Genomic DNA, 10194 nt, shown 5'->3' with positions numbered 1-10194 from the left:
GAAATCAATGCTGTCATTAACAGATTGAAATGTTAGGTTTTTGTCTGTTTTTGTGATCTGTGTTTACACGTTATTCATATATGTCCACATTCGGACTTAGGGGAAAGAATAATTGAACCATTCATCTGTAACGCCGCATAATCGTAAACGCGAAACATAATATGTTTTCTATGCATTGATAATTGATGGATCAACTTATTACGTCCCTGAGGAGGGATGACAAATGCACTCCTGGAAAAAGAAACTTGTAGTATCACAATTAGCATTGGCTTGCACTCTGGCTATCACCTCTCAGGCTAATGCAGCGACTTATGACGCTTGGACTTATTACGATAATCCAACTACTGCTCTTGACTGGAGCAATATGGATGCACCGGGTACTGTAGATGGTAACTATGTGAATTATAGTGGTTTTGTCTACTATAATAATGCCAATGGCGATTTTGACACCGTCTTTAAAGGCGATACCGTTAACGGTACTATTTCTACTTATTACTTGAATCATGATTACGCTAGCGGTTCTGTTAACCAGTTAGATATCAGCAATTCAGTAATTCATGGGGCAATCACTTCTGAACTGCCATTTGGTTATTACAGCATTACTCCTGAAGAAGTTAATGCTAAAGGTGAAGTTGTAACTCCACAGACTTATAATGGCTATACTTTCCATAACGGAACCACTACTGACCTTGATTACAATTGGTACGATGGTGACGTATTCACTCTGAACGTATCCAATTCCACCATTGATGATGACTATGAAGCTCTTTACTTCACTGACACTTATCTCGATGGCGATAAATCTAAGTCAACCAATGAAACGTTCTATACCGCTCTGGGTGTTGCAGTAAATCTTGATGTTGAAAGCAATATCAATATTACCAACAACTCCCGTGTAGCAGGTATTGCTCTGTCTGAAGGCAATACAAGCAACACGACTTATACTAACGAATATCATCAGTGGGACAACAACATTAATGTGTCTAACTCCACTGTAACTTCAGGATCAGAAACTCCGCTTGAAGAAAGTAATGGCTTCTTCGGTAAGTCTGCTGAACCAAGTGATTACGCTGGTAATGGTGGCGCAAATGACGTAGCTCTGTCGTTCTCTGACAACGCTGGCTCAAATTATTCCATGAAAAACAATGTAAACTTTGACCATTCAACCCTGTTGGGTGATGTCGAGTTCACAAGTCACTGGAATAACGATGGCGTATTCTTCTATTCAACCGGTCATGACAGCAATGGCGACGGAGTCCTTGATACCAACGGTGGTTGGGTAGATGACGCTCAGAACGTTGATGAACTTAACATTACTCTGAACAACGGTAGTAAGTGGGTTGGCTCAGCAAACATGAGTGCTGAAGTAATTGCTCCGGCAAATATGTATGATGTTGCGCCGAACAGTCTGACCCCTGGTGCCACTATCGAAGCTAACGATTGGGGCCGTATTATTGACAACAAAGTATTCCAGAGCGGCGTATTTAACGTAGCACTGAACAATGGTTCAGAATGGAATACCGTTAATAGTTCAGTAATTGATACATTAGCTGTAAATAATGGCTCTCAGGTAAATGTTACTGATTCCTCTCTGGTCTCAGATACCATTGGTTTAACCAACGGCTCCTCACTGAATATTGGTGAAGATGGTTTGGTTGCTACAGACCACCTGACTGTTGATAGCTACAGTACCGTTAATTTAACCGAATCTACTGGCTGGAATAACTATTCTAACCTGTATGCCAATACCATCACCGTAACTAACGGTGGTGTACTGGATGTGAACGTTGATCAGTTTGATACTGAAGCATTCCGTACCGATAAACTGGAGCTGACCAGCGGCAACATCGCTGACCATAACGGTAACGTGGTTTCTGGTGTATTTGATATCAACAGCAGCGATTATGTTCTGAACGCTGACCTGGTGAACGACCGTACCTGGGATACTGCTCAGGCTAACTACGGCTATGGTATTGTTGCTATGAACTCTGATGGTCACCTGACTATCAACGGTAACGGCGACGTAGACAACGGTACTGAACTGGATAACAGCTCTGTAGACAACGTTGTTGCGGCGACCGGTAACTACAAAGTTCGTATCGACAACGCAACTGGCGCTGGCGCAATCGCTGATTACAAAGATAAAGAAATTATCTACGTAAACGACGTCAACACCAACGCTACCTTCTCTGCTGCTAACAAAGCTGACTTGGGTGCATACACCTATCAGGCTGAACAGCGCGGTAACACCGTTGTTCTGCAACAGATGGAGCTGACCGACTACGCTAACATGGCGCTGAGCATCCCGTCTGCAAACACCAATATCTGGAACCTGGAACAAGACACCGTTGGTACTCGTCTGACCAACTCTCGTCATGGCCTGGCTGATAACGGCGGCGCATGGGTAAGCTACTTCGGTGGTAACTTTAACGGCGACAACGGCACCATCAACTATGATCAGGATGTTAACGGCATCATGGTCGGTGTTGATACCAAAGTTGACGGTAACAACGCTAAGTGGATCGTCGGTGCAGCAGCAGGCTTTGCTAAAGGTGACATGAACGACCGTTCTGGTCAGGTAGATCAAGACAGCCAGTCTGCCTACATCTACTCTTCTGCTCGCTTCGCGAACAACATCTTTGTTGATGGTAGCCTGAGCTACTCTCACTTCAACAACGATCTGTCTGCAACCATGAGCAACGGTACTTACGTTGACGGTAGCACCAACTCCGACGCTTGGGGCTTCGGTTTGAAAGCCGGTTACGACTTCAAACTGGGTGATGCTGGTTACGTGACTCCTTACGGCAGCGTTTCTGGTCTGTTCCAGTCTGGTGATGACTACCAGCTGAGCAACGACATGAAAGTTGACGGTCAGTCTTACGACAGCATGCGTTATGAACTGGGTGTAGATGCAGGTTATACCTTCACCTACAGCGAAGACCAGGCTCTGACTCCGTACTTCAAACTGGCTTACGTTTACGACGACTCTAACAACGATAACGATGTGAACGGCGATTCCATCGATAACGGTACTGAAGGGTCTGCGGTACGTGTTGGTCTGGGTACTCAGTTCAGCTTCACCAAAAACTTCAGTGCCTATACCGATGCTAACTACCTCGGTGGTGGTGACGTAGATCAAGACTGGTCCGCGAACGTGGGTGTTAAATATACCTGGTAATATTCTTCACTGCGAAGAAATAGGTAATTTAATCTAAATAATGCCCGTCAAGGATTTGACGGGCATTACTGCAAAGGACGCGCAAATGTTATCTGTAGTTAAACCTCTTCAGGAATTTGGTAAGCTCGATAAATGTTTGTCCAGATACGGCACTCGCTTCGAGTTTAATAATGAAAAGCAAGTTATATTTTCAAGTGACGTTAATAGCGAAGACACATTCGTTATTTTAGAAGGTGTTATCTCTCTGCGTAGAGAAGAAAATGTACTTATCGGTATTACCCAGGCTCCTTTTATTATGGGACTGGCTGATGGTTTAATGAAAAACGATATACCATACAAATTAATATCAGAAGGAAACTGTACGGGATATCATCTGCCTGCCAGACAAACCATTTCTCTGATTGAACAACATCAACTCTGGCGTGACGCTTTTTACTGGTTAGCATGGCAAAATCGAATTCTGGAATTACGTGACGTTCAGCTTATTGGACATAATTCTTACGAACAAATTCGCGCCACTTTATTATCAATGATTGACTGGAATGACGAATTACGCGCACGTATTGGTGTGATGAATTATATCCATCAACGTACACGCATATCACGTTCCGTCGTCGCAGAAGTTCTCGCGGCTTTGCGCAAAGGCGGCTATATCGAAATGAATAAAGGCAAACTGGTCGCTATCAACCGTTTGCCTTCAGAGTATTAATCAGGACGCGGGGATGACCAGCGGTTTATTCCCGCTCAGTTCGGTTATCAGATCATTGATACCATCGCTCATGTTTTTAAAGCGAGTCAACGGCGAGCGAGTGACGACCACAAAAGCACCAATATTTTTTTGCGGGATCATCGCCATATAGGTAATGAATCCGCCGCCGCCACCAGTTTTCTGAATAATTCCCGGACGCCCATCTTTCGGCGCCATATATACCCAGCCTAAACCGAGCGCATCCGCTCTGCCAGGTACATCCATGCCGATCACTTTCGTAAACTGCGCGCGTTGATAAATCAGCGTCTGCATACGATCCGCCTGGTTACTGCGCTGATAAAAATCAGACGACAAATACTGCTGCATCCAGCGCATCATATCGCCAGGCGTGGAATAGACGCCGCCGCTACCGATTGCCGCCAGCGTGTTATTGCACGGACTGGCACCGCGCTCGGCAACCATTAAACGTCGGCACTGATCTGGCGATGGCGTGTAGGTGGTGTCTTTCATCCCCAACGGACGAGTGATCTGCTCTTCAAACAACTGTGTATAAGGCTTTCCGGACGCATTCGCCAGCGCATCCGCCAGCAGATCAAACGCAAGGTTAGAGTATGCAGCCTGACTGCCGGGCGCGGCTTTCAGCTTCGCCGTAGAAAGGTATTTCCAGCGTTGTTCGCGTGTCGGCCAGACAAACACCGGACGATTTGCTGCACCGCCAGGCTGTTCACGCGGCAGGGCGCTGGTATGGGTTGCCAGATTCACCAGCGTAATGGGCTTTCCATTGTAGGTCGGCACGCGTGTGCCTGGTGGAGCATATTTACTTAACGGGTCGTTTAACTTCACCGTGCCTTGATCGAGCAGCTTAACCAGCATTTCACTGGTCATCAGTTTAGTGAGGGACGCAATTCGGACTACAGAGTCTAATTGTGGGCGAACGTTATTACCGGGACGCGTTTCCCCATAACTGCGAAAGACGCGCTGATTACCGTCAATAACGACCAGTGCCATCCCCGTGGCACCGCTGCCGTAAAAAATATGATCGGCATAGCGATCGACAATATCAGAGGCGAACTCCGGTTCGGTGATCGGCTGCGCCGCATGGACTGAGGTCAATGACGCCGCACACAGCACGGCAGAAAAAAGCAGACTACGTTTCAACGGTGGTGTCCATAAATTAAATGAAGGTAACTGAGCGTATTTATACTACTCATAGATGGATTGCAAAGGGCGAATTAGTGCAATAATAGTGTTAAAAACGTAACGGCGCGTAAACACGATCTTTTTCCTGTTCACCAATGCCTGCATTTGTGATCCTGCGCGTGTGAATCTGCTAATGTAAACAATCCTTTGTTTGTGAAATCCGTCGAAACAATTCTTACGGTCAGCATGACGAACTAAGTACCTTGCCGTTGGTCACAATGGGCGGTTTCATTTAGCTGGCTCCTCGGAGCAATCATGCGGTTAATGCACAGCAGTTGTTAAAACGATAAGAAGTTAGCAGGAGAGCATATGTTTAAGTCTTTTTTCCCAAAGCCGGGAGCCTTTTTTCTCTCGGCCTTTATTTGGGCACTGATTGCCGTGATCTTCTGGCAAGCCGGTGGTGGTGATTGGGTGGCGCGTATCACCGGAGCTACTGGGCAGATCCCGATTAGCGCCGCACGTTTCTGGTCGTTAGACTTCCTGGTTTTTTACGCTTACTACATTGTTTGTGTAGGGCTTTTTGCGCTGTTCTGGTTTATCTACAGTCCGCATCGTTGGCAATACTGGTCAATACTCGGCACTGCGCTGATTATCTTCGTTACCTGGTTTCTGGTGGAAGTTGGGGTTGCCGTCAACGCCTGGTATGCACCGTTCTATGATCTGATTCAAACCGCGCTAAGTTCGCCGCATAAAGTCACCATCGAACAATTTTATCGCGAAGTGGGCGTCTTTCTGGGAATCGCGCTGATTGCTGTGGTGATCAGTGTGCTGAACAACTTCTTTGTCAGCCATTACGTGTTTCGCTGGCGTACGGCGATGAACGAATATTACATGGCGAACTGGCAACAACTGCGTCATATCGAAGGTGCCGCCCAGCGTGTGCAGGAAGACACCATGCGTTTTGCCTCAACGCTGGAGAATATGGGTGTCAGTTTTATTAACGCTATCATGACGTTAATCGCTTTCTTACCGGTACTGGTGACGCTCTCCGCACATGTACCGGAATTGCCGATTATCGGGCATATACCATATGGACTGGTGATTGCAGCCATCGTATGGTCGTTGATGGGAACCGGATTGCTGGCGGTTGTGGGTATCAAACTGCCGGGGCTGGAATTTAAAAACCAACGCGTAGAAGCGGCTTATCGTAAAGAGTTGGTCTACGGTGAAGATGATGCATCGCGCGCGACGCCGCCAACGGTACGTGAGTTGTTCAGCGCCGTGCGGAAAAACTATTTCCGCCTCTATTTTCACTATATGTATTTCAACATCGCCCGTATCCTCTATTTGCAAGTCGATAACGTTTTCGGTTTGTTCCTGCTGTTTCCGTCGATTGTTGCCGGTACGATTACGCTCGGACTGATGACGCAAATTACCAACGTTTTCGGTCAGGTTCGTGGTGCTTTCCAGTATCTGATTAACTCGTGGACTACGCTGGTTGAGCTGATGTCTATCTACAAACGTCTGCGTAGCTTTGAACATGAGCTGGATAGTGACAAAATTCAGGAAGTAACCCATACGTTGAGTTAAAAAGGAGAGGTAATGTCGCAGGTCACTCGTCTTTCTTCGCTTTCATTATTGGTGGTTCTGGTTTTAGCGGGGTGTAGTAGTCAGGCTCCGCAACCGTTGAAAAAGGGTGAAAAAGCGATAGATGTGGCGAGCGTGGTGCGGCAGAAGTTACCCGCCAGCGTGAAAGACCGCGATGCCTGGGCGAAAGATCTTGCCACCACTTTTGAAAGTCAGGGGCTGGCACCGACGCTGGAAAACGTCTGCTCGGTGCTGGCAGTGGCGCAGCAGGAGTCAAATTATCAGGCAGATCCGGCTGTTCCGGGCTTAAGCAAAATTGCCTGGCAAGAGATTGACCGTCGCGCCGAACGGATGCATATCCCCGCGTTTTTGGTTCATACCGCGCTAAAAATTAAATCGCCAAACGGCAAAAGTTACAGCGAACGATTAGATTCTGTGCGTACAGAAAAGCAGTTAAGCGCGATTTTTGATGATCTGATCAGCATGGTGCCGATGGGGCAGACGCTGTTTGGTTCGCTCAACCCGGTACGCACCGGTGGGCCGATGCAGGTCAGCATTGCTTTTGCCGAACAGCATACCAAAGGTTATCCGTGGAAAATGGACGGAACGGTACGTCAGGAAGTCTTCAGTCGTCGCGGTGGCTTGTGGTTCGGTACTTACCATTTACTGAATTATCCAGCGAGTTACAGTGCGCCAATCTTCCGTTTTGCCGATTTTAACGCTGGCTGGTATGCCAGCCGGAATGCCGCGTTTCAGAACGCGGTCAGTAAAGCCAGCGGCGTGAAGCTGGCGCTGGATGGTGATTTAATTCGCTATGACAGCAAAGAGCCTGGGAAAACAGAATTGGCAACGCGCAAACTGGCGGGCAAACTGGGAATGAGCGACAGTGAAATCCGCCGACAGTTAGAGAAAGGGGATAGCTTCTCTTTTGAAGAGACGGCACTGTACAAGAAAGTTTATCAGCTTGCAGAAGCGAAAACGGGGAAATCTCTGCCACGAGAGATGTTGCCTGGGATTCAGTTGGAAAGCCCGAAAATCACCCGTAATCTTACCACCGCATGGTTTGCGAAGCGCGTTGATGAACGACGTGCGCGTTGTATGAAACAGTGATCAATCGAGAACACCAGGCCAGATAAGGCGTTTTAGGCCGCATCTGGCAAAGTAAATCTTACTGGCGGCGATGTCGCCAGTGCAGCCATAGCGCCACCACTGCAAAAATGAAGCAGCCAACTAAAAACGGGATCAGCCCGAAAATAGTGCCGACTCCCAGACCAATTTCCACCCGTGGACGGCCTGTCTCTTGCACCTGCATCAAACGCTCATAAACGCCGGGCGCATGTACCAGGAGATTAAGCAATTGCGCCCCAGCCCAAAAGCAAAACAGTACAAACAGCGCATAGGCAATGTTGCCTGGCGTTGAAGAGGCGTTGCGATATTTTCCGCTAAACAGCGATTTTGACAGGGTGAAATCAGCCATAAAAACCTCCGGAAGTCATCTGCTTCTCTTCTGGTGTGATACCAGCGGCTTATGGCAAGTCTGACAGGTCATTTAGATTGTCAATATCAGAATCATGGTAAATTGATGGTGGGCATATTCCCGAAGCGTGAATATTCGCCATGAGTCACAAAACGGTAACTTTAAGTTAAATTTTTTAACGATACGGGAAATGCTGTCTACACCACAGACGTATGTTATCGATTATGCGAGGATGTTATTTTTCGTTAACGGAGCCGCCATGAATCTGCCTGTAAAAATCCGCCGTGACTGGCACTATTATGCGTTCGCTATTGGCCTGATTTTCATTCTTAACGGTGTGGTGGGGTTGCTGGGATTTGAAGCAAAAGGCTGGCAAACCTATGCAGTCGGTCTGCTGACGTGGGTGATCAGTTTCTGGCTGGCGGGAATGATTATTCGTCGTCGCGAAAAGGATACTGAAAACGCCCAATAACAGAGGATTGGGCGTTCTGGAGTGCTGACAAAGTGCTCGTTGTTTTGCCGGATATGGCTTGAACGTCTTACCCTGCCTACAAAATAGTGCAAAATCAATACATTGCAATTATCTGGTAGGCCTGGTAAGCGAAGCGTATCAGGCAATCTTACCTTTGCTATCAGTCTTAAACGCCCAGTAAAAATATTACCGGGCGATTGAAAATTACATAGTGGTTTTCAATGCGTTATCCGCAGCATGACGTTCCAGTGCCAGCTCAATCAAACGCGTGATCAGGTCGGTGTAACTCAGGCCGCTGGCTTGCCACAATTTCGGATACATGCTGATATTAGTGAAGCCTGGCAGCGTGTTGATCTCGTTGATCACCACTTCGTTTTCCGGCGTTAAAAAGACGTCTACACGCGCCATGCCAGCACATCCCAACGTCTGGTAAGCCTTAACCGCAATCGCCCGGATCTTATCGTTGATTTCTGGCGCAATGGTCGCCGGAACCACCACTTTTGCACCATCTTCATCAATGTATTTGGTGTCGTAGGCGTAGAAATCACTGGTCAGTACGATCTCGCCACAGGTGCTGGCCTGCGGATTGTCATTGCCCAGAACCGCGCATTCGATCTCACGCCCTTTGATCCCTTGCTCAACGATCACTTTGTGATCGAACTCGAACGCCAGATCGACGGCAATTGTATACTGTTCTTCGCTGGTTACTTTGCTGACGCCTACGGAGGAACCCTGGTTAGCCGGTTTTACAAACAGCGGTAAACCCAGTTTAGACTTCACTTCGGCAAAACTGATGTTGTGGCGATTGGCGCGCGTCAGGGTAATAAATGGCGCAATGTTCAGCCCGGCATCACGCAGCAGACGTTTGGTGACATCTTTGTCCATACATGCAGCAGAAGCCAGAACATCGGAACCAACAAATGGTAAATTGGCGACGCGTAACATCCCCTGCAGGGAGCCATCTTCACCCAGCGTACCGTGGACAATCGGGAAAATGACATCCACCGTTGGTAATGGTTGACCATTCTGTGCATCAATAAGCTGGTGTTCATGTTTACCCGGCACCTGCGCAAGGCTGGTCGCCGAAGGACGCAACGCAATATGGGCAGGATCGTCTGCGTTTAGCAGATAATTGCTGGCATCGCTGACGTGCCATTGCCCTTGTTTATCAATGCCCAGCAGCACAACGTCGAAGCGACTTTTATCAATGGCATCAACAATGTTTTTTGCCGATTGCAAAGACACTTCATGTTCCGCTGATTTTCCACCAAAAACGATACCTACCCGCAGTTTTTCCATCTTAAAAACCTATCCCGTCGAACATAAAGCACATACATTACCACGACAAAACGGTTGATTCGCGGCCTTCTGACAGAATGTTGCAATCTTCTGGTCACAAAGCGCCCAGCGTACTGACTGAGAAATATCAATGGCTAAATTATGTGCGTTAGATCACAAAAATGATGAACGGGAAGCTAATTTATCTCTGGTATTAACCATGGTTCAATCAGTGAATAGCTTAATAATAAGTTAACGAAGTAAATATATTTCATAACTTTTTATTATATTAATGCTTTATAATTGAATAGCTGTTTTATTTATAAGGGAATTATTTAAATAAGAGAAACGTT

8 protein-coding genes are annotated in these 10194 nt (G+C 47.1%); 5 read left to right on the top strand and 3 right to left on the bottom strand.

The features are described from left to right. Positions 1-223 precede the first annotated feature (223 nt). Together EQY_RS0116115 and iprA are read left to right on the top strand one after the other, a co-directional pair. Positions 224-3178 (top strand): autotransporter YaiT-related protein, encoded by a 2955-nt coding sequence (locus EQY_RS0116115; protein ID WP_000556493.1) that lies wholly within the window; start codon positions 224-226, stop codon positions 3176-3178. A gap of 85 nt (positions 3179-3263) precedes the next feature. Beyond that, complete coding sequence (gene iprA / locus EQY_RS0116110) at positions 3264-3887, top strand: hydrogen peroxide resistance inhibitor IprA (protein ID WP_024212617.1); 624 nt, start codon at positions 3264-3266, stop codon at positions 3885-3887. Here the strand turns inward: iprA and ampH are convergent, their stop codons facing one another. Continuing rightward, positions 3888-5045 (bottom strand): D-alanyl-D-alanine-carboxypeptidase/endopeptidase AmpH, encoded by a 1158-nt coding sequence (gene ampH / locus EQY_RS0116105; protein ID WP_000830752.1) that lies wholly within the window; start codon positions 5043-5045, stop codon positions 3888-3890. Positions 5046-5396: 351 nt separating this feature from the next. Here ampH and sbmA point away from each other — a divergent pair, with 351 nt between their 5' ends. Both sbmA and yaiW read left to right on the top strand, forming a co-directional pair. Further along, positions 5397-6617, top strand: a complete 1221-nt coding sequence (gene sbmA, locus EQY_RS0116095) for a peptide antibiotic transporter SbmA (protein WP_000477003.1) — start codon at positions 5397-5399, stop codon at positions 6615-6617. A gap of 12 nt (positions 6618-6629) precedes the next feature. Continuing rightward, entirely contained in the window at positions 6630-7724 is a 1095-nt protein-coding gene (gene yaiW, locus EQY_RS0116090; RefSeq protein WP_000084714.1) for a surface-exposed outer membrane lipoprotein YaiW, read from the top strand. A gap of 58 nt (positions 7725-7782) precedes the next feature. On the opposite strand, the gene EQY_RS0116085 is transcribed toward yaiW, so the two are convergent. Continuing rightward, complete coding sequence (locus tag EQY_RS0116085; RefSeq protein ID WP_000763150.1) at positions 7783-8091, bottom strand: YaiY family protein; 309 nt, start codon at positions 8089-8091, stop codon at positions 7783-7785. Positions 8092-8350: 259 nt separating this feature from the next. On the opposite strand from EQY_RS0116085, the gene EQY_RS26275 reads away from it, so the two are divergent. Further along, positions 8351-8563 carry a DUF2754 domain-containing protein gene (locus EQY_RS26275; protein WP_024212616.1) on the top strand — a complete coding sequence of 71 codons (213 nt, stop codon included), beginning with the start codon at positions 8351-8353 and terminating at the stop codon, positions 8561-8563. Positions 8564-8767: 204 nt separating this feature from the next. Here EQY_RS26275 and ddlA read toward each other — a convergent pair whose 3' ends face one another. After that, positions 8768-9862 carry a D-alanine--D-alanine ligase gene (ddlA, locus tag EQY_RS0116075; protein ID WP_000413688.1) on the bottom strand — a complete coding sequence of 365 codons (1095 nt, stop codon included), beginning with the start codon at positions 9860-9862 and terminating at the stop codon, positions 8768-8770. Between the last annotated feature and the right edge of the window lie 332 nt (positions 9863-10194).

This window comes from Escherichia sp. TW14182 (assembly GCF_000208525.1).
Lineage (GTDB): Bacteria > Pseudomonadota > Gammaproteobacteria > Enterobacterales > Enterobacteriaceae > Escherichia > Escherichia ruysiae.
The sequence above is the reverse complement of the archived record's forward strand: the minus strand, read 5'-3'. Positions and strand labels throughout refer to the sequence as shown.